Here is a 20,194-nt window from a genome sequence, read left to right as displayed (position 1 = left end):
TCGGGCCAGTCCCTCCTGTGTCAGGGGCGCGCGACCGCCTTGTTTGTACGACGCGCTATCGAGTCATGCGCCAAGGCGTTCGCGCGCAAACGCCACAGGAATAATTGGCCTGAAACAAATGTGGGAGCCTTGCGTCGCGATGCGCCGCGCGGGCGGCGCTCGATCTCACAAACGCCGAATTTCTCCCGGCGAACTCACTGGGCAGTCACAGATTCAGCAGCAGTATCCTGCGACAGGCTATACACGTAAGCCGCCAGCAGGTGCACCTTGTCATTGCCCTGGATCTCGGCCTGCGCCGGCATTTGCCCCTGACGACCATAACGAATGGTCTGCTGCAGCTGGGCAAAGCTCGAGCCGTAGATGAACGCCTGCGGGTGGGTCAGGTTCGGTGCGCCCATGGCGGGCGTACCTTTGCCTTCCGGCCCGTGGCAGGCCACGCAGTTGGCTGCGAAGATCTTCTGCCCGTTCTCCACATCGGCCTTCGCGCCCTCAGGCAGTGTGCGGCCATCGAGTTTGCTGACCACGAACGCAGCGACGTCGGCCACGCCCTGGTCACCGATCACTTCGGCCCAGGCCGGCATCACGCCATGGCGACCGCTCATGATGGTGGTCTTGATGGTTTCCGGATCGCCGCCCCAGCGCCAGTCATTGTCGGTGAGGTTGGGGAAGCCGAAGGCGCCCTTGGCGTCGGAACCGTGGCACACCGAGCAGTTGGAGGCGAACAGGCGGCTGCCCATTTTCAGCGCCTGCGGGTCCTTCGCCACTTCTTCTACGGGCATGGCGGCGTATTTGGCGAAGATCGGACCGAACCTGGCATCGGCCTTGTCCATTTCCTTCTGCCATTCGTTGGCGCCAGTCCAGCCATTTTCATAGCCCGGCAGGATGCCTTTCCAGTTGCCCAGGCCCGGGTAGAGGATCAGGTAGCCGACCGAGAACGCCAAGGTGCCCACGAACAGCCAGAACCACCACTTGGGCAGCGGGTTGTCGTACTCCTCGATGCCGTCGAAGCTGTGGCCCATGGTCTCGTCGGTGGTGTTGTTGCTCTGGCCCTTGCGCGTGGCGAGCAGTAGCCAGGTCAGGCCAATCAGGCTACCGATGGTCAGTACGCTGATGTACGTACTCCAGAAGGTGGTCATTGCCCGTTACTCCTTTTTGCAGCAGGCTCCTGCCCGGCAGGGGGCAGGCGGTCGTCGACGAAGGGCAGCAGGCGCGCTTCGGCGAAATCACGGTCGCGGCGGCGGTTGAAGACCCACAGGGTGAGGCCGATAAAGGCAATCATCACCACCAGGGTGCCCATACCGCGGATCATGCCGATGTCCATTTCCATCGCACTCACCTCTTGTTCTTGATCGCGGTGCCGAGCACCTGCAGGTAGGCGACCAGTGCGTCCATCTCGGTCTTGCCTTTGACCGCTTCACGGGCGCCGGCAATGTCGTCGTCGGTGTACGGCACGCCCAGGGTGCGCAGAGTGCTCATCTTGACGTCGGTGTGGCTGTTGTCGACCTGCTGGGCAACCAGCCACGGGTAGGACGGCATCTTCGACTCCGGTACCACGTTGCGCGGGTTGTACAGGTGCGCACGGTGCCAGTCGTCCGAGTAGCGGCCACCGACCCGGGCCAGGTCCGGCCCGGTGCGCTTGGAGCCCCACAGGAACGGGTGGTCCCACACGCTTTCACCGGCCACCGAGTAGTGGCCGTACCGCTCGGTTTCGGCACGGAACGGGCGGATCATCTGCGAGTGGCAGCCCACGCAACCTTCGCGGATGTAGACATCGCGGCCTTCCAGTTGCAGCGCGGTATAGGGCTTCATGCCTTCGACCGGTTTGTTGGTGACGTCCTGGAAGAACAGTGGGACGATCTGGGTCAGGCCGCCGATGCTGACGGCAAATACCATCAGCAGGGCCATCAGGCCGACGTTTTTCTCGATGACTTCATGTTTCATCAGGCGTTTCTCCTCAAGCCAACTGGGCGTTCGCAGGGGCGACGTCAAGCGCTGGCGAACGCACGGTGCGCCAGGTGTTCCAGGCCATCAGGAACATGCCGCTGAGGAAGATCGCGCCGCCGACGAAGCGCACGACGAAGCCTGGGTGGCTGGCCACCAAGGTTTCCACGAACGAGTAGGTGAGCGTGCCGTCGCTGTTGACCGCGCGCCACATCAGGCCCTGGGCGATGCCGTTGACCCACATCGAGGCGATGTACAGTACGGTACCAATGGTGGCCAGCCAGAAGTGCGCATTGATCAGGCCGAGGCTGTACATGCGTTCTTTGCCGAACACTTTGGGAATGGTGTGGTACAGCGCGCCGATCGAGATCATCGCCACCCAGCCGAGGGCGCCGGCGTGGACGTGGCCGATGGTCCAGTCGGTGTAGTGCGACAGGGCGTTGACCGTCTTGATGGCCATCATTGGCCCTTCGAAGGTGGACATGCCGTAGAACGCCAGCGACACCACCAGGAAGCGCAGGATCGGGTCGCTGCGCAGTTTGTGCCAGGCGCCCGACAGGGTCATCATGCCGTTGATCATGCCGCCCCAGCTTGGCGCCAGCAGGATCAGCGACATCACCATGCCCAGCGACTGCGCCCAATCGGGCAGGGCGGTGTAGTGCAGGTGGTGCGGGCCGGCCCAGATGTACAGGGTGATCAGCGCCCAGAAGTGCACGATCGACAAGCGATACGAATACACCGGCCGTTCGGCCTGCTTGGGCACGTAGTAGTACATCATCCCCAGGAAGCCTGCGGTCAGGAAGAAGCCCACCGCGTTATGGCCGTACCACCACTGCACCATGGCATCGGTGGCGCCTGCGTAGACCGAATAGGATTTGGTCAGGCTGACCGGCAGCTCCAGGTTGTTGACGATGTGCAGCAGCGCCACGGTCAGGATGAAGGCGCCGAAGAACCAGTTGCCGACGTAGATGTGTTTGGTGTTGCGCTTCATCAGCGTGCCAAAGAACACGATGGCGTAGCCCACCCAGACGATGGTGATCAGAATGTCGATCGGCCATTCCAGTTCGGCGTATTCCTTGGAGCTGGTGTAGCCCAGCGGCAGGCTGATGGCCGCCAGCAGGATAACCAGTTGCCAGCCCCAGAACGTGAACGCGGCCAGGCCCGGTGCGAACAGGGTAGTCTGGCAGGTGCGTTGCACCGAATAATAGGAGGTGGCGAACAGTGCGCAGCCGCCGAACGCGAAGATCACCGCATTGGTATGCAGGGGGCGCAGGCGGCCGAAGCTGGTCCAGGGGAGGTCGAAGTTGAGGGACGGCCAGGCGAGCTGGGCGGCGATGAAGACGCCGAGCCCCATCCCGACGATTCCCCACACCACCGTCATGATGGCGAATTGGCGGACCACCTTGTAGTTATAGGCGGTACTGCTGGTTGTGTTCATGTATGGGTTCCCATCCACGGTTATTTGGCAGGCTTTACAGCGAGGCAAGCATGATTAATGGGCAAAGTGCCGGTATTGACGGGGATCAATGGGCGAAGGTCGCAAATGTCCCAGGCTTGCGCTGCGATCCTCCGCGGGTTGCAGGTCAGGATGACTACAAGGGGTGCCTGATTCTGGCCCATGGCGCGGGTGCGCCGATGGACAGCGGGTTCATGGACGAAATGGCGCAAAGGCTTGCGGCGCTTGGGGTAGCGGTAGTGCGCTTCGAGTTCCCGTACATGGCCGAGCGCAGGGTTACCGGTGGCAAGCGGCCGCCGAACCCGCAGAAGGTGTTGCTTGAATGCTGGCGCGAGGTGTACCGGCAAGTGCGACCTTTGGTCGCGGGCAAGCTGGCCGTGGGTGGCAAGTCCATGGGCGGGCGCATGGCGAGCCTGCTGGCCGACGAATTGGGCGCGGATGCGCTGGTGTGCCTGGGCTATCCGTTCTACGCGGTGGGTAAACCCGAGAAGCCACGGGTAGAGCACCTGGCCGAGTTGAAAACACCGACGTTGATCGTGCAGGGCGAGCGGGATGCGCTGGGTAACCGCGAGGCGGTGGCGGGGTATGCGTTGTCGCCGGCGATCGAGGTGAGCTGGCTAGTGGCGGGGGACCATGACCTGAAGCCGTTGAAGGCTTCGGGGTTCAGCCATGAGCAGCATTTGCAGGCGGCGGCTGAACGTGTTGCTGATTTCCTGAAGGATTAGTGCTGGATTCTTCGCGGGTAAACCCGCACCTACAAGGACCGCACAAACTCGAAGTTCGGCTCAGCACCCTGTAGGATCAGTTTACCCGCGAAGAGGCCGGAACAGGCCGGCGCTTAGTCGCGGTATTCGCACAGGTAAGCGGTATCCACCTTCACCTGCAGCTGGAACTTGCTGTCAGCCGGCACGTTGAACTTGTCACCGGCGTTGAAGGTTTCCCAGTTGTCGCTACCCGGCAGTTTCACGGTCAGCGCGCCCGATACCACATGCATGATCTCACGCTTGGCAGTGCCGAATTCGTATTCGCCCGGAGCCATGACGCCGACAGTGGCCGGGCCTTCTTCGCCCGAGAATGCGATCGACTTGACGGTGCCGTTGAAGTACTCGTTGACCTGGAACATGGGCGACTCCTGAAAAGAGGTGCTGAAAAAGGGCTGGCCAGTATGCCCAAGGCCACAGGCCTCGTCATCTGCTTTCAGGGGCTGTGGGCGGGCAGGGTCAACGGTAATAGCCGCGCCGTGTTGCGCGCATCTTCCAGGGCTCTGTGCTGTTGCCCGCAAAAGTGCATGCCGGCCAGTTGCAGGGCGCCGTTCAGGCCGGTGGGGCGCTGCAGGTGGCGGGCCTTGGCAAAGCGTTGCTTGAGGTTGATGTGCGGCAATGTGCGCAGCAGGCTGTCGAGGCCATGCTGCTGCCACTCCTGGTGCAATTGCTGGCGGTCGTAGTCGCCCCAGCTGACCCAGGCCTGAAGCTGCCCGCGGTGGTGCCCCAGCCAGCGCTCGAAGCTTGCCCACACCTCGCGAAACGGCGCGGCGTTGTCCACGTCGGCCTGGCTGATGTGGGTCAGCTCACGGCAGAACGGGGTCAGCTGCGGCCGCCGCCGTGGCTTTACAAAACGCTGGAAATGGTCGACCTCGCGGCCTTCGCGGGTCACCAGGCTTGCGCCGATTTCAATGATTTCCATCTCTGTGACCGGCCACCCACCATCGTCGGTGGTGGCTTCCAGGTCGATCACCAACCAATGGCCCATACCAGGCTCCCATGCAGATCCTGCTAGAGCGTAGCCAATGTACGGGCATACGGCATCCTATGGCATTTTGCCGCCTGCTTTGGCACAAAGAGCAGACGCCAGTAGTTGTGCCGCCCCTGGAAAACGCCTAGCTTAGGCGCATACAGGCATAAACCGTGATGAGTGTCCGTCTTGACTCCAGCGCCCGGCCTCAAGGCCTTGTCCACCCTGATGCTGCTGGCCGTGTTCTGGTTGGCGGCACCGGTATGGGCTGGCGAGGCGGTTGAAGTGAAGATTGGCGCAGCCCATTTCCCGCCTTACACAGTGCGCCCCGAGCAAGGTGCCGATACCGGTTTGCTGCCGCAGTTGGTCGATGCACTCAACCGGGCGCAGCAGCACTATCACTTCGTTCTGGTACCTACGTCTATCCAGCGGCGCTTCGGTGACTTCCAGCAGGGCCGCACCGACATGGCCATTTTCGAGAACCCACAATGGGGCTGGGAGCAGATTGCCCATCAGACCGTGGACATGGGCCTGGAAGATGCCGAAGTGTTCGTCGCCCGCAAGGCAAACGGCAGTGATCCGCGTTACTTCGACGACCTGCGTGGCAAACGCCTGGCCTTGTTCAACGGCTACCACTATGCGTTCGCCAGCTTCAACACTGACCCGGACTACCTGCGCAAGACATACAACGCGACCCTGACCTATTCCCATGACAGCAACCTGCTGATGGTGCAGGCCGGCCGCGCCGATATCGCCCTGGTCACGCGTTCCTACCTCAGCGATTTCCTGGCACGTAACCCGGCGAGCAGGGCGCAGTTGGTGCCTTCGCAACGCATTGACCAGGTCTATCACCACTACGCCTTGCTGCGCCCGGGGGCGCCTATTGGCGAGCAGACGTTCGCTGCACTGCTGCGTGGCCTGCGTGACAGCGGTGAACTGGCGCGGATTTTCGAGCCCTACCGCATCACAGTCAGCACGCGCAGGCCTTGATTCCCGCCCGACGGCCTCGCCCATGTTTTCGAAGCATGACTCAGACCTGCCGGTTGGCGGTCTTGCGGCAATGCACCAGTGCATCGCGGATCATGAAGTTGACCAAGGTCGGCGACACCCCCAGTTCCTTGGCAATGTCCTTTTGCGGTACCCCATGCAGGCGGTACATCTCGAACGCATAGCGGGTACGTTGCGGCAGCTCGTTCAGGGCTTCGGCAATGTCGTCCAGCGCGGCAAGGTTGATATGGGTGGCTTCGGGCGAGGCGTTCTGGATAACCACATTCAGGCCTTCCTCCTCGCTGCCGGAGTACTTCAGCTCCATCGTCTGCTTGCGGTAGTGGTCGATCGCAAGGTTACGCACGATCTGGAACAGGTAGCTTAGCTGCGCCTTGAACGACGAAGTGATCTGCGGGGCAGCGCCGAGCCGGAAGAAGGCGTCTTGCACCACATCCTCGGCGCGGGAGCGGCAGCCAGTGATGCGGGCAGCAATCTTGACCAGGATGCTGCGGTTGTCGACGAAGGCCTGCAGTAATGGTGAATCGCACTTACTTGTGGATAGTTGTTCCGCCATGGAAATCACCTTGTCACAGAGGGGAAAGGAGGCACCCAAGGGTGGGTCGCTTCCTACGACGTGCGACAAGCTATTCAGAATGATAATGATTGTCAAATGCGAAACTAAATTATTATTGGGTGTTTCTGTTCCAAGGGGGCATACCTCAAGGTATGTCCCCAACCTTGACGCAGCGCAAAACCCTCACCCCCGCTAATTTCTGCCCCCGTCCATCCGTTCCCCTGTGTACATCCCCGGTCGCCGCTCGCTGCCCGCCCATGTTCGCGGCGTAGCCGGCACGCCCTAACAGACACTGGCAGGAACACCCCATGACGGACGCCTTCGAACTCCCGCTCTCGCTGGTCCAGGCCCTGGCGCAACGCGCCGCGCAGACCCCGGACAGGATTGCCCTGCGCTTTCTCGCCGATACCCCCGGCGAGCAGGCCGTGCTCAGCTACCGGGACCTCGACCAGCGTGCACGCACCATCGCCGCTGCCTTGCAGGCGCGCGCCAGCTTCGGTGACCGTGCCGTGTTGCTGTTCCCTAGCGGGCCAGATTACGTGGCGGCGTTTTTTGGCTGCCTGTATGCGGGCGTGATCGCGGTGCCGGCTTACCCGCCGGAGTCCGCGCGGCAGCATCACCAGGCGCGTTTGCTGTCGATCATCGCCGATGCCGAGCCGCGCCTGCTGCTGACCGTGGCGGCACTGCACGACAACCTGAACGGCCTGGAGGCACTGGCGGCAGATAACGCGCCCGAGCTGCTTGCCGTGGATGGCCTGGACCCGTTGCTGGCCTCGAGCTGGCACGCGCCCGAGCTCCAACGCGATGACATCGCCTTCCTGCAGTACACCTCCGGTTCCACCGCGCTGCCCAAGGGCGTGCAGGTCAGCCATGGCAACCTGGTGGCCAACGAGCAACTGATCCGCCAAGGCTTTGGCATCGACCTCAACCCCGACGATGTGATCGTCAGCTGGCTACCGCTGTACCATGACATGGGCCTGATCGGCGGCCTGCTGCAGCCAATCTTCAGTGGCGTGCCTTGCGTGCTGATGTCGCCGGGGTACTTCCTGGCCCGGCCGTTGCGCTGGTTGCAGGCCATCAGCGAATACGGTGGCACCATCAGCGGTGGCCCCGACTTCGCTTATCGCCTGTGCAGCGAGCGGGTCAGCGAGGCTTCGCTGGCCGGGCTCGACCTGAGCCGCTGGCGCGTGGCCTATTCTGGCTCCGAGCCGATCCGCCAGGACAGCCTGGCCACCTTTGCCGACAAGTTCCAGGCCTGCGGCTTCGACCCACAGAGCTTCTTTGCCAGTTATGGCCTGGCCGAAGCCACCCTGTTCGTCAGCGGCAGCCGTCGTGGTCAGGGCATCGCTGCACTGGAGCTGGACGCCGAAGCCTTCGCTGGCAACCGCGCCGAGCCAGGCAAAGGCAGCGTGCTGATGAGCTGTGGCTACCCACAGCCGGGGCATGCCGTACGCATCGTCGAACCACAACGCCTGCAAGTGCTGGATGACAACCAGGTTGGCGAGATCTGGGCCGGCGGCCCGAGCATCGCATTGGGTTACTGGCGCAACCCCGAAGCCAGCGCTCGAACATTCGTCGAAATGGACGGCCAGACCTGGCTGCGTACCGGCGACCTGGGTTTCATGCGTGAGGGCGAGGTGTTCGTTACCGGGCGCCTGAAAGACATGCTGATCGTGCGCGGACAGAACCTGTACCCACAGGACCTGGAAAAAACCCTCGAGCGCGAAGTTCAGGTGCTGCGCAAAGGCCGTGTGGCGGTGTTCGCCGTCGAGCACCAAGGCGAGGAGGGCATCGGTGTCGCGGTGGAGATCAGCCGCAACGTGCAAAAGGCACTCAAGCCCCAAGACCTGATCAAGACCCTGCGCCAGGTCATCGCCGACGCCTGCCGACAGGCCCCGGCCGTGGTCCTGCTGCTGGACCCCGGCGCGCTGCCGAAGACCTCCAGCGGCAAGTTGCAGCGCTCTGCCTGCCGCCTGCGCATGGACGATGGCAGCCTGGACTGCTATGCCCGTTTCCCTGAGGTGAGCGAAGCCGGTACCCGTGCAACCGCTGGCGATGAGCTGCAAGCACGCATCGCCGCTGTGTGGCGCGACATCCTCAAGGTAGAGGCGGTGGCCGCGGACGACCACTTCCTGTTGCTGGGCGGTAACTCCATCGCCGCCACCCAGGCCACAGCGCGCCTGGCCGATGAGTTGGGTATCGACCTGAGCCTGAGTACCCTGTTCGAGGCGCCGGTACTGGCCGACTACAGCAAGGCTGTGGCACAGATCATCGCCGATGGCGCTGCAGCCACAACGGCCATCACCACGCTGGCGCGCGCCCAGGCGTTACCTCAGTCGCTGGCGCAAAGCCGCTTGTGGCTGCTGTGGCAGCTGGAACCGCAATCAGCGGCCTACAACATTCCTGCCGGCTTGCACCTGCGTGGCGAGCTGGATGTCAACGCTCTGCACGTGGCCTTCGAGGCACTGGTGGCGCGCCATGAATCGCTGCGTACCGTGTTCAGCGAAGAGAATGGCCAGGCGCTGCAGCGTATCCTGCCGCAGCAGCCGCTCAGCCTGCACCGCCTGGACCTTGAAGGGCACTGGCCCGAGCAGGTTGCCGCGCAGCGTGAAACCGAGGCCCGCCAGCCGTTCGACCTCACCCAGGGGCCGCTGTTGCGGGTAACCCTGGTGCGCCTGGGCGACGAAGAGCATCAGCTGTGGGTGACCCTGCACCACATCGTTGCCGACGGCTGGTCGCTGAACATCCTGCTCGAAGAGTTCGCCAAGCTGTATGCCGCTCGCTGCCAAGGCCTGGAGGCCAACCTGGCGCCGCTGCCGCTGGGTTACGCCGACTACGGCAGCTGGCAGCGGCAATGGCTGGCTGACGGTGAAGCCGAGCGCCAGTTGCAGTACTGGAAGGCACACCTTGGTGGTGAGCTGCCGGCGCTCGACCTGTGCACTGACCACCCGCGCGCCAGCCAGCGCGAACACAGCGCCGCGCGCTTCAGCCTCAAGGTGCCAGCCAGACTTGGCGAAGCGCTCAAGGGCCTTGCCCTCCAGCAGCAGGCCAGCCTGTTCATGGTCCTGCTGGCCGGTTGGCAGGCGCTGCTGCAGCGCTACAGCGGCCAGGCCGATATCCGCGTCGGCGTGCCCAACGCCAACCGCCCGCGCCTGGAAACCCAAGGCATGGTCGGTTTCTTCATCAATACGCAGGTGCTGCGCGCGCAATTCGATGGCCGTCACTCGTTTACCCAGTTGCTGACCCAGGTACGTCAGGCCACCTTGCAAGCCCAGGCTAATCAGGACCTGCCCTTCGAACAGCTTGTCGAAGCCCTGCCCGATGCGCGCGAGCAGGGCCTGTTCCAGGTCATGTTCAACCACCAGCAACGCGACCTGTCAGCCCTGCGGCGCCTGCCAGGGCTGTTGGCCGAGGAGCTGGCGTGGCACAGCCGCGAAGCCAAGTTCGACTTGCAGTTGCACAGTGAGGAGGACCATCTGGGCCGCCTGAGCCTGGCCTTCGACTACGCCGCGGAGCTGTTCGAAGCCAGCACCGTCGAACGTCTGGCCCATCACCTGCTGGCGTTGCTGGAACAGGTGTGTGCCGCGCCGCAGCAGGCGCTGGGCGACGTGCAACTGCTGGATGAGCCCGGCCGTGCGCAGCTGCTGGGTTGGGGCCAGGCACCGGCCGCCGCAGCGCAGCACCTGTTGGTCGAACAACTCAATGAGCAGGCACGCCTAACGCCGCAACGCACCGCCCTGGTTTGGGACGGGGGCAGCCTGGATTACGCCGGGCTGCACCAGCAAGCCAACCGCCTGGCCCACTACTTGCGCGACAAAGGCGTCGGCCCCGATACCTGTGTGGCCATTGCCATCGAGCGCTCACCGCAATTGCTGGTCGGCCTGCTAGCCATTCTCAAGGCTGGCGGTGCCTACGTGCCGCTGGATGTCGATTACCCTGCCGAACGCCTGGCCTACATGCTGGCCGACTGCGACGCCCGTTTGCTACTGAGCCACAGCAGCCTGCTGGGCAAGCTGCCGCAGGTCGACGGTGTCAGCGCCATTGCCCTCGACCAGTTGCACCTGGACAGCTGGCCCAGCCATGCCCCCGGCCTGCACCTGCACGGCGACAACCTGGCCTACGTTATCTATACCTCCGGCTCCACCGGGCAGCCCAAGGGCGTAGGCAATACCCATGCGGCGCTGGCCGAGCGCCTGCAGTGGATGCAGACGACCTATGCGCTGAATGACAGCGACGTGCTGATGCAGAAGGCGCCGATCAGTTTCGACGTCTCGGTGTGGGAATGCTTCTGGCCGTTGGTCACCGGCTGCAAGCTGGTGCTCGCCGGCCCCGGTGAACACCGCGACCCACAGCGTATCGCTGCCCTGGTGCAGGCTTATGGGGTGACTACGCTGCATTTTGTACCGCCGCTGTTGCAGGTGTTCGTCCAGGAGCCGCAGGCAGGTGCCTGCAGTAGCTTGCGCCGGGTGTTCTCGGGTGGTGAAGCGTTGTCCGCCACGCTGCGTGACCGCGTGCTGCAGGTGCTGCCGCAGGTGCAGCTGCACAACCGGTACGGCCCGACCGAAACCGCCATCAACGTCACCCACTGGCACTGCCAGGTGGCGGACGGTGAGCGCTCGCCCATCGGCCGCCCGCTGGGCAATGTGCTGTGCCGCGTGCTGGATGATGAGCTGGAACTGAGCGCCCCCGGTGTGCCGGGCGAACTGTACCTCGGTGGCGCGGGCCTGGCCCGTGGTTACCTGGGCCGCCCCGGCCTCACTGCCGAGCGCTTCGTACCCCAGGCCGACGGCAATGGTCAGCGTCTGTACCGCAGTGGCGATCGCGCCCGCTGGCAGGTTCAGCTGGAGGCACTGGAATACCTTGGCCGCCTCGACCAGCAGGTCAAGGTGCGTGGTTTCCGCGTCGAGCCCGAGGAAGTGCAGGCCTGCCTGCTGGCACAGGCGGGTGTGGAACAGGCGCTGGTGCTGATACACAAGGATGCCGTTGGCGCGCAACTGGTCGGCTATTACAGTGGCAGCGCCCAGCCTGCCGAGGTGCTGGCCGTGCTGGCTGAGCAATTGCCAGCCTACATGGTGCCGGCGCAACTCATCCCCTTGGCACAGATGCCACTGGGCCCCAGCGGCAAGGTCGACCGCAAGGCACTGCCTGCCCCAGTGTGGCAGCAGCGTGAGCATGTCGAGCCACGAACCGAGCTGCAACAACAGGTCGCGGCCATCTGGCGCGACGTGTTGAATCTGCCACGCATTGGCCTGCAGGACGACTTCTTCGCCCTCGGTGGCCACTCGTTGCTGGCGACTCAGATCGTTTCGCGCACCCGCCAGGCCTGCGATGTCGAGCTGCCGCTCAAGGCCCTGTTCGAAGCCAGCGAGCTGGGCGCCTTCTGTGCCGAGATCGCCCGCCTGCGCGCGGCCGGCGAGCGCAATCTGCAAGGTGCAATCGCCCGTGTCGACCGCCGTCAGGCGGTGCCGCTGTCGTACTCGCAGCAGCGAATGTGGTTCCTCTGGCAGATGGAGCCGGACAGCCCGGCGTACAACGTCGGCGGCATGGCACGCCTGCGCGGCACCCTGCATGTGGACGCCTTCGAGCGTGCGCTGCAGGCGCTGGTCGTGCGCCACGAAACCTTGCGCACCACGTTCCCCAGCATCGACGGCGTGCCGTACCAGTGCGTGGCCGAAGACAGCGGCCTGCATCTGGACTGGCAAGACTTCAGCGCTTTGTCAGACGATGCCTGCCAGCAACGTTTGCAACAACTGGCCGACGACGAGGCGCACCAGCCCTTCGACCTGGAGCGGGGTCCGCTGCTGCGCGCCTGCCTGGTCAAGGCAAACGAGCGCGAGCACTTCTTCGTGCTGACGCTGCACCACATCGTCACCGAAGGCTGGGCCATGGACATCTTCGCCCGCGAGCTGGGCGAGCTGTACGAAGCCTTTGTCGATGACCGCGAATCGCCACTGGCGCCGCTGCCGGTGCAGTACCTGGACTACAGCGTGTGGCAACGGCAATGGCTGGAAAGCGGCGAGGGCGCTCGTCAACTGGCCTACTGGAAGCACCGCCTGGGCGACGAGCACCCGGTGCTGGCGTTGCCTGCTGACCGCCCGCGTCCGGCAGTCCAGAGCCACCGTGGCGCGCTGTACCGCTTCGAACTCGATCCGGCACTGGTGGCCCGCGTGCATGCTTTCAATAGCCAGCGCGGCCTGACCCTGTTCATGACCATGACCGCCACCCTGGCCGCCTTGCTGCACCGTTACAGTGGCCAGCGCGACCTGCGCATCGGCGCGCCGGTGGCCAACCGCATCCGCCCGGAAAGCGAAGGCCTGATCGGTGCCTTCCTCAACACCCAGGTGCTGCGTTGCGAGCTGGACGGGCAGATGACCGCCAGTGAACTGCTGGAGCAGCTGCGTCAGGTTGCCATCGAAGGCCAATCGCACCAGGACCTGCCGTTCGACCAACTGGTAGAGGCCCTGCAGCCACCGCGCAGCAGTGCCTACAACCCGTTGTTCCAGGTGATGTGCAACGTGCAGCGCTGGGCCTTCCAGCAAAGCCGCACGCTGGCCGGCATGCAGGTGGACTACCTGGTCAACGATGCCAGCGCCACCAAGTTCGACCTGTACCTGGAGGTGACCGACCTGGACGGCCGGCTGGGCTGCTGCCTGACCTACAGTCGCGACCTGTTCGACGCGCCGCGCATCGCGCGCATGGCCGAGCACTGGCAACAACTGCTGGTCGGTTTGCTCGACAACCCGCACCACCGCCTGTGCGAACTGCCGATGCTGAGCAGTGCCGAGCAACAAGTGCTTACAGGCCAATTGCAGGGCGAACACGATTTCGACCTTGGCCAGACCCTCCACGGTCTGTTCGCCGCCCAGGCCGCGCGCACGCCACAGGCGGGCGCGTTGACCTTCGCCGGCCAGCACTTGACCTACGCCGAGCTCGACCAGCAGGCCAACCGCCTGGCGCGTGCCCTGCGCGAACGAGGTGTCGGCCCGCAGGTGCGGGTGGGCCTGGCGCTGGAGCGCTCGCTGGAAATGGTCGTCGGCCTGCTGGCCATCCTCAAGGCCGGCGGCGCCTATGTACCGCTCGACCCCGAGTACCCGCTCGACCGCCTGCGCTACATGATCGAAGACAGCCGCATCGGCTTGCTGCTCAGCCAGCGTGCGCTGCTGCACACCCTGGGCGAGCTGCCTGAAGGCGTGGCCAGCTGGAGCCTGGAAGACGATGCCGCCAGCCTGGCGGCCTACAGCGATGCGCCGCTGGACAACCTCAGCCTGCCGCAGCACCAGGCTTACCTGATCTACACCTCAGGCTCCACCGGCAAACCCAAGGGCGTGTTGGTCAGCCATGGCGAGTTCGCCATGCATTGCCAGGCGGTGATCGCTGCATTCGGCATGCGCAGCGATGACTGCGAGCTGCATTTCTATTCGATCAATTTCGACGCTGCCAGCGAGCGCCTGTGGGTGCCGCTGTTGTGTGGTGCGCGCGTGGTATTGCGCGCCCAGGGGCAGTGGGGCGCCGAGGACATCTGCCAGTTGGTGCGCGAGCAGCAGGTGAGCATTCTGGGCTTTACCCCCAGCTACGGCAGCCAGCTGGCGCAGTACCTGGGCGGGCGGGGCGAACAATTGCCGGTACGCCTGGTGATTACCGGGGGCGAGGCGCTGACCGGCGAGCACCTGCAGCGTATCCGCCAGGCCTTTGCGCCGCAGCAGTGCTTCAATGCCTACGGCCCGACCGAAACCGTGGTCATGCCGCTGGCGTGCCTGGCCCCAGAGGCCTTGCCAGCAGACCTTGGCAGCGTACCGATCGGCCGCGTCATCGGTAGCCGTACGGCCTACATCCTCGACGAGGATCTGGCCTTGTTGCCGCAAGGCGGTATTGGCGAACTGTACGTCGGCGGTGCCGGCCTGGCCCAGGGTTACCACGACCGGCCAGGCCTCACTGCCGAGCGCTTTGTCGCCGACCCGTTCAGTGCCGAAGGCGGGCGCCTGTACCGTACCGGCGACCTGGTACGTCTGGGTACCGATGGCCTGGTGGAGTATGTCGGCCGTGCCGACCAGCAGGTGAAGATCCGCGGCTTCCGCATCGAACTGGGCGAAATCGAGAGCCGCCTGCAAGCGCACGAGGAAGTCGACGAGGCCGTCGTGCTGGCGCTGGACTTGCCGGGCGGCAAGCAACTGGTGGGCTATCTGGTGTGCAGGCAGGCCACCGCCGGTAACGACGTGCAACAACTGCTGCGCGAAGCGGTGAAAGCCGATGCCCGCCAGCACCTGCCCGACTACATGGTGCCTGCGCACCTGGTGCTGCTCGATAGCCTGCCGCTGATGGGCAACGGCAAGCTCGACCGCCGTGCGCTGCCGCTGCCGGACCTTGAGCAGGCGCGGCAGCAATACCAGGCCCCTGGCAATGAGTTGGAAGCACAGTTGGCGCAGATCTGGCGCGAGGTGCTCAACGTTGCCCGGGTCGGGGTGCAGGACAACTTCTTCGAGCTGGGGGGCGACTCGATCCTGTCGATTCAGGTGGTCAGCCGCGCCCGGCAGGCCGGCTTGCAATTCACTCCACGCGACCTGTTCCAGCATCAGACCATCCAGACCCTGGTAACTGTGGTTCAGCTCAGCGAAGCCGCGAGCACCGTCGAGCAGGGCCTGCGCCAGGGCCAGGCCGGGCTGACGCCGATTCAGCACTGGTTCTTCGACAGTGACGTGCCACAGCCGCAACACTGGAACCAGGCCGTGCTGCTGGAGGTGCGCCAACCCTTGGTTGAGGCCACCCTTGAACAGGCATTGGCTGCGCTGGTGCAGCACCATGACAGCCTGCGCCTGCGCTTCAGCGACGCCCAGGGCCGCAGGCAGGCGCAGTACGCGCAGCCTGGCGCCGAGCAACTGCTGTGGAGCGCCACTGTCGCCGATTTCAATGATTGTCAGGCCCTCTACACTGACGTGCAGCGCAGCCTGGACCTGCAACAGGGGCCGCTCCTGCGCGCCTTGCTGGTGCGTGACGGGCAGGGCACCCAGCGGTTGTTGCTGGCTATCCATCACCTGGTGGTCGATGGTGTGTCCTGGCGGGTGCTGCTGGAAGACCTGCAGGCGCTGTACCGTGGCCAGCCTCTGCCGGCCAAGACCCACGCCGTCGGCGACTGGGCCGCGCGCCTGGCCAGCTACGCCGGCAGCGATTCGCTGCGTGACGAACTGGCCTGGTGGCAAGGCCAGCTGGGCGGTGTGCGTCGCGAATTGCCGTGCGACCATCCGCAGGGCGGCAATTTGCATCGCCACGCTCAAACCCTGGCCATCGGCCTGGACGTGGAGCAAACCCGGCAGCTGTTGCAACTGGCCCCGGCGGCTTACCACACCCAGGTCAACGACCTGCTGTTGACTGCACTGGCGCGGGCCTTGTGCCGCTGGAGCGGCGATGAAGAAGTGCTGGTGCAGCTCGAAGGCCATGGCCGTGACGGGTTGTTCGAAGACATGGACCTGACCCGCAGCGTCGGCTGGTTCACCAATGCCTACCCACTGAGCCTGCGTCCGCTGCCAGGTGAAGACGACGCGGCGCGGGCCGGTTCGATCAAGCGCATCAAGGAACAACTGCGCCATGTACCGCACAAGGGCCTGGGCTACGGCGTACTGCGCTACCTGGCGGATGCCGCCGGGCGCGAGCAGATGGCGGCTTTGCCGCAGGCGCGCATCACCTTCAACTACCTGGGCCAGTTCGACCAGCAGTTCGACAGTGCGGCCTTGTTCCAGCCCCTGGAAGCCCCGGCCGGGTTGGCGCATGATCTCGATGCGCCGTTGCCCAACTGGTTGAGCGTCGATGGCCAGGTGTATGGCGGTGCTCTGCAACTGCGCTGGACCTTCAGCGCCGAGCGCTACGACCAGCAGACCATCGCGCGTCTGGCTGAGGGCTATCGTCAGGAGCTGCTGGCGCTGGTCGCGCATTGCCTGGCCGATGGCAATGGCAGCTTCACCCCATCGGACTTCCCGCTGGCGCACATGACTCAGGAGCAGATCGACGCATTGCCGGTCCCGGCCGCGCAGATCGAGGACGTTTACCCGCTGACGCCGATGCAGGAAGGCATGCTGCTGCACACCCTGCTGGAGCCGGGCACTGGCCTGTACTACATGCAGGACCGCTACCGCATCAACAGCGCCCTCGACCCCGAGCGTTTCGCCCAGGCCTGGCAGGCCGTGGTGGCGCGCCACGAAGCGTTGCGCGCCTCGTTCAGCTGGAACAGCGGCGAGGCGATGCTGCAGATCATCCACAAGCCGGGCAACCTGGCGGTGGACTACCAGGACTGGCGCGGCCTGGCCGACGATGCCCAGGAGCAGCGCCTGCAGGCCCTGCACAAGCAGGAGCGCGAGGCCGGCTTTGCCTTGCTCAGCGAGGCACCGTTCCACCTGCGCCTGGTGCGCGTGGCCGATGAACGCTACTGGTTCATGATGAGCAACCACCACATCCTTATCGATGCCTGGTGCCGCTCGCTGTTGATGAACGATTTCTTCGAGGTCTACCAGGCCCTTGGCGAAGGCCGTCAGGCCCAACTGCCGGTGCCACCGCGTTACCGCGATTACATCGGTTGGCTGCAACGCCAGGGCCTGGACGACGCACGCGCCTGGTGGCAGGCCAACCTGGCCGGCTTCGAACGTGCCACAGCCATCCCGAGCGACCGCCCGCTGCGCCATGACCACGCCGGTAGCGGCATGGTCGTCGGCGACTGCTACACCCGCCTGGAGGTGAGTGATGGTGTGCGTCTGCGCGAACTGGCCCAGGCCCATCAGCTCACCGTCAACACCTTCGCCCAGGCGGCCTGGGCCTTGGTGTTGGCGCGTTACAGCGGCGACCGCGATGTGGCCTTTGGCGTGACCGTGGCCGGGCGCCCGGTGAGCATGCCGCAGATGCAGCGCACCGTTGGCCTGTTCATCAACAGCGTGGCCCTGCGCGTGCAGTTGCCCGCGGCGGGTGAGCGCTGCAGTGTGCGCCAGTGGCTGCAAGGCCTGCTGCAAAGCAACATGGAGCTGCGCGAGTACGAATACCTGCCGCTGGTGGCGATCCAGGCGTGCAGCGAGCTGCCCAAGGGCCAGCCGCTGTTCGACAGCCTGTTCGTGTTCGAGAATGCGCCGGTTGAAACCGCCGTGCTCGATCACGCCCAGCACCTGAACGCCAGCTCCGACTCGGGCCGTACCCACACCAACTTCCCGCTGACGGCGGTGTGTTACCCGGGTGATGACCTGGGCCTGCACCTGTCGTTTGACCAGCGTTACTTCGATTACCCGACCGTCGAGCGCCTGCTGGCCGAGTTCAAGCGCCTGCTGCTGGCGCTGGTACAAGGTTTTGAAGGGGAGGTGAGCGAGCTAGCGCTGCTGAGCGCCCAGGAGCAAGGCTTCCTGCTGGAGGACTGCAACCGGACCGAGCGGGTTTATCCGCTGGAACAGAGCTACATCGCGCAGTTCGAAGCGCAGGTCGTGGCGCATCCACAGCGTACCGTGGCCCGCTGCCTGGAGGCATCCTATGACTACGCCAGGCTGAACCTGGCGGCCAACCGCCTGGGCCATGCGCTGGTAGCTGCCGGCGTCTGCGTGGACCAGCCAGTGGCACTGCTTGCCGAGCGTGGGTTGCCGCTGCTGGGCATGATTGTCGGCAGCTTCAAGGCCGGCGCCGGCTACCTGCCGCTGGACCCGGGCCTGCCGGCGGCGCGCCTGCAAAGCATCATCCAGCTCAGCCGCACGCCAGTGCTGGTGTGCAGCGCGGCCTGCGCCGAGCAGGGGCGGCAGTTGCTCGGTGAGCTGGAGGCTGCGCTGCGGCCGCAACTGCTGGTCTGGGAAGACGTCCAGGCCAACCCGATCGCAAGCCACAACCCGGGTGTCCACAGTGGCCCGGACAACCTCGCCTACGTGATCTACACCTCAGGCTCGACCGGCCTGCCAAAAGGGGTGATGGTCGAGCAGCGCGGCATGCTCAACAACCAGCTCAGCAAGGTGCCTTACCTGGCGCTGAGCGAGCAGGACGTGATTGCCCAGACCGCCTCGCAAAGCTTCGACATCTCGGTCTGGCAGTTCCTGGCTGCGCCGCTGTTCGGCGCCAAGGTTGAGATCGTGCCTAACGCCATCGCCCACGACCCGCAAGGCCTGCTGGCGCACGTGCAGGCCACCGGCATCACCGTGCTGGAGAGCGTGCCGTCCCTGATCCAGGGCATGCTGGCCAGCGACCACCAGGCCCTCGACGGCCTGCGCTGGATGCTGCCGACCGGCGAGGCCATGCCACCGGAACTGGCGGCGCAGTGGCTGCAGCGCTACCCGCAAATCGGCCTGGTCAATGCCTATGGGCCGGCGGAGTGCTCGGATGACGTGGCGTTCTTCCGCGTCGATGCCGCCTCGACCCAAGGCAGCTACCTGCCAATCGGCACGCCCACCGATAACAACCGGCTGTACTTGTTCGGCGAGGACCAGGCGCTGGTGCCGCTGGGGGCGGTGGGCGAACTGTGCGTGGCGGGTACGGGTGTAGGCCGTGGCTACGTCGGTGACCCGGTGCGCACGGCACTGGCGTTCATTCCTCACCCTTACGGGGCACCGGGAGAGCGCCTGTACCGTACCGGTGACCTCGCACGGCAGCGCCTGGACGGTGTGCTGGAGTACGTCGGGCGCATCGACCACCAGGTGAAGATTCGCGGCTATCGCATCGAGCTGGGCGAAATCGAGGCCCGGCTGCATGAGCAGGCGGAAATTCGCGATGCCGCTGTGGCGGTGCAGGACGGCGTGAACGGCAAGCATCTGGTTGGCTACCTGGTGGCGCACCAGGGCGTCAGTGCCGATGCCGCGTTGCTGGAGCAGGTCAAGCAACGACTGCGTGCCGAGTTGCCGGAGTACATGGTGCCCTTGCACTGGGGCTGGTTCGACAGCTTGCCGCACAACGCCAACGGCAAGCTCGACCGCAAGGCCCTGCCAGCCATCGACATCGGCGGTCAGTACAGTCAGGCCTATCTGGCGCCACGCAACGAATTGGAGGACGTGTTGGCGGGTATTTGGGCCGATGTGCTCAAAGCCGAGCGGGTGGGGGTGCACGACAACTTCTTCGAGCTGGGCGGGCATTCGCTGCTGGCCACGCAGATCGCTTCGCGGGTGCAGAAGCAGCTACAGCTGAACGTGCCGCTGCGGGCGATGTTCGAGTGCAGCACGGTGGAGGCGTTGGCCGAGTATGTGCAGGGGCTGCAGGGCAGTGCGCTGGATGATGACAAGGTCGACCGGCTCAGTGACCTGATGGCTGAACTGGAGGGGCTGTGATGGGCAGGGGCGCTTGGCGCCCCCTCTCAATGGCCAACCACTCCCGATCAGCGTAGGAGCGGGTTTACCCGCGAATACAGTGGCGGCGGCAACGGTGAACGGCTGGTGGAAATTGGCCAGTAGGTCCGGCCCTTTCGCGGGTAAACCCGCTCCTACGCCCGACCGCGCAGGCCTTGCGATCACATGCCTGGCGCAAAATCCAGCCGTTAGCGCGAGCCCCGTAGGAGCGGGTTCACCCGCGAA

Annotated in this window: 10 protein-coding genes; 3 read left to right on the top strand and 7 right to left on the bottom strand. The window is 64.8% G+C overall.

Annotated features, from left to right (window positions below; translation table 11 throughout):
• Nucleotides 1-194: 194 nt before the first annotated feature.
• From ccoP to ccoN, 4 genes are read right to left on the bottom strand one after another with little or no spacing between them, the layout of a single operon-like run.
• Nucleotides 195-1,136, bottom strand: coding sequence for a cytochrome-c oxidase, cbb3-type subunit III (ccoP, locus tag ACF8Q6_RS26080; protein ID WP_392499712.1), 942 nt, complete (start codon nt 1,134-1,136; stop codon nt 195-197).
• A complete protein-coding gene (locus ACF8Q6_RS26075; protein WP_392490608.1) occupies nt 1,133-1,327 on the bottom strand; it encodes a cbb3-type cytochrome oxidase subunit 3 in 195 nt (64 codons plus the stop codon). The genes ccoP and ACF8Q6_RS26075 overlap by 4 nt, the downstream gene beginning before the upstream one ends.
• Before the next feature lie 5 nt (nt 1,328-1,332).
• The gene (gene ccoO, locus ACF8Q6_RS26070) at nt 1,333-1,941 is read right to left on the bottom strand and encodes a cytochrome-c oxidase, cbb3-type subunit II (RefSeq protein ID WP_392490606.1); all 609 of its coding nucleotides are present in this window, start codon (nt 1,939-1,941) and stop codon (nt 1,333-1,335) included.
• Nucleotides 1,942-1,954: 13 nt separating this feature from the next.
• Nucleotides 1,955-3,379, bottom strand: a complete 1,425-nt coding sequence (ccoN, locus tag ACF8Q6_RS26065) for a cytochrome-c oxidase, cbb3-type subunit I (protein ID WP_003254280.1) — start codon at nt 3,377-3,379, stop codon at nt 1,955-1,957.
• Nucleotides 3,380-3,429: 50 nt separating this feature from the next.
• Between ccoN and ACF8Q6_RS26060 the strand changes: the two genes are divergently transcribed.
• On the top strand, nt 3,430-4,122 hold the full coding sequence (locus ACF8Q6_RS26060) for an alpha/beta family hydrolase (protein ID WP_010955001.1): 693 nt from the start codon (nt 3,430-3,432) through the stop codon (nt 4,120-4,122).
• Between the two features lie 113 nt (nt 4,123-4,235).
• Here ACF8Q6_RS26060 and ACF8Q6_RS26055 read toward each other — a convergent pair whose 3' ends face one another.
• Both ACF8Q6_RS26055 and ACF8Q6_RS26050 read right to left on the bottom strand, forming a co-directional pair.
• The gene (locus ACF8Q6_RS26055) at nt 4,236-4,520 is read right to left on the bottom strand and encodes a pyrimidine/purine nucleoside phosphorylase (protein WP_003254278.1); all 285 of its coding nucleotides are present in this window, start codon (nt 4,518-4,520) and stop codon (nt 4,236-4,238) included.
• A gap of 74 nt (nt 4,521-4,594) precedes the next feature.
• A complete protein-coding gene (locus ACF8Q6_RS26050) occupies nt 4,595-5,146 on the bottom strand; it encodes an exonuclease domain-containing protein (protein ID WP_003254277.1) in 552 nt (183 codons plus the stop codon).
• A gap of 171 nt (nt 5,147-5,317) precedes the next feature.
• Between ACF8Q6_RS26050 and ACF8Q6_RS26045 the strand changes: the two genes are divergently transcribed.
• Nucleotides 5,318-6,118, top strand: coding sequence for an ABC transporter substrate-binding protein (locus ACF8Q6_RS26045; protein ID WP_161775053.1), 801 nt, complete (start codon nt 5,318-5,320; stop codon nt 6,116-6,118).
• A gap of 40 nt (nt 6,119-6,158) precedes the next feature.
• On the opposite strand, the gene ACF8Q6_RS26040 is transcribed toward ACF8Q6_RS26045, so the two are convergent.
• Nucleotides 6,159-6,689 (bottom strand): RNA polymerase factor sigma-70, encoded by a 531-nt coding sequence (locus tag ACF8Q6_RS26040; protein WP_003254275.1) that lies wholly within the window; start codon nt 6,687-6,689, stop codon nt 6,159-6,161.
• A 308-nt stretch (nt 6,690-6,997) separates the two neighbouring features.
• Between ACF8Q6_RS26040 and ACF8Q6_RS26035 the strand changes: the two genes are divergently transcribed.
• Nucleotides 6,998-19,951 carry a non-ribosomal peptide synthetase gene (locus ACF8Q6_RS26035; protein ID WP_392489704.1) on the top strand — a complete coding sequence of 4,318 codons (12,954 nt, stop codon included), beginning with the start codon at nt 6,998-7,000 and terminating at the stop codon, nt 19,949-19,951.
• The last annotated feature ends 243 nt before the right edge of the window (nt 19,952-20,194 follow it).

The organism is Pseudomonas sp. GLN_2 (assembly GCF_043106005.1).
Lineage (GTDB): Bacteria > Pseudomonadota > Gammaproteobacteria > Pseudomonadales > Pseudomonadaceae > Aquipseudomonas > Aquipseudomonas alloputida.
This window is presented reverse-complemented; position numbering and strand designations above follow the sequence as displayed.